Source organism: Bartonella sp. CL435QHHD (assembly GCF_042195095.1).
In the GTDB taxonomy this organism is placed as follows: Bacteria; Pseudomonadota; Alphaproteobacteria; order Rhizobiales; family Rhizobiaceae; genus Bartonella.
Genome location: NZ_JBHINS010000071.1, coordinates 1 through 1,056 on the forward strand (window position 1 = coordinate 1; position 1,056 = coordinate 1,056).

Consider the following 1,056-nt stretch of genomic DNA (forward strand, 5'->3'; position numbering starts at 1 on the left):
ACCAGATTTTACAACACAAGCATTATCATAAACCCAGCAATTGCCATCATGAGAAAGGTTATCTTCCTTTTCAATAAAGCCCCCTAAAGTACCTGCTTTAACATCAGCAAAGTCTTTTAATGCTTTAATGCGATAAAGGGTATGATTATTAATTACACGCGTTTCATTTGTGAGTGCAAACTTCTTTTGCATGAGCACAATTCCTTTATAGAGATTTAAATTTTTAAATGAAATGTTTAAAGGGGGGCGCCCCCGCCGCGCCCGCGCGTGTCATTTACGCAGCATCACTTTCATATTCGCTGTCATTATCATCGTCATAATACCCTTCAAAATCAGCATAATACTCATGACGATAATAATCATCTTCGCTCCCAAACTCAGGATATGCATCATCACAGATATCTTCATTAGCTGTTAAAGAGGCATTGCTATGAATATATGAAGAACCAGAGATAAGAGCATCACAAATAACGGCATCATCAAAAACACGTGATTCATCACAAATGTAAGCAGAGCCACTTATTTTTGCATTGCCTCCGACATGGGCATCATCACAAATGACAGCATTATCGGAAATATGAGCATGATCAGTGACACGGGCGTTATCATAAATTTGTGCATTGCCTTCAATTACAACGGCGTTGCTAGCATGCGCATTACCAGACAGTTTTGCATTGTCCTTTAATGTCATACCTTCAAAAATAGCATTCCCATAAATTTGCGCATTACCATAGACATCAACAAAAAAGCTTTTTACTTTAGCATTTCCAAAGACGCGTGCATTTTGAAAGACCCGTGCTTTATTATACACCCAGCAATTGCCCTCATGAGATAAGTTGCTTTCATTTTCAATATACCCCCCTAAATCGCCTTTTTTGACATCATCAAAATCTCTTAAGGCTCTAATTCGAGTTAAGAAATGACCATCGATATATTCACAATCATCAATAAATTCGTATTTTTTTGCAGGCTCTTGTTGATTAACAGACGCGGTTTCATTTGCAATATTAGAGATAACGGGGGTGGTTTTTGAGATATTTGTCATAATTAAAACCT

The 1,056-nt window shown here is 37.4% G+C and carries 1 protein-coding gene and 1 pseudogene; both read right to left on the minus strand.

The window, feature by feature from the left end; translation table 11 throughout:
- Window positions 1-192, minus strand: a pseudogene (locus ACFILH_RS05695) (hypothetical protein); the annotation flags it as partial.
- A gap of 82 nt (window positions 193-274) precedes the next feature.
- Window positions 275-1,045, minus strand: coding sequence for a hypothetical protein (locus ACFILH_RS05700; RefSeq protein ID WP_375667490.1), 771 nt, complete (start codon window positions 1,043-1,045; stop codon window positions 275-277).
- Window positions 1,046-1,056 lie beyond the last annotated feature (11 nt).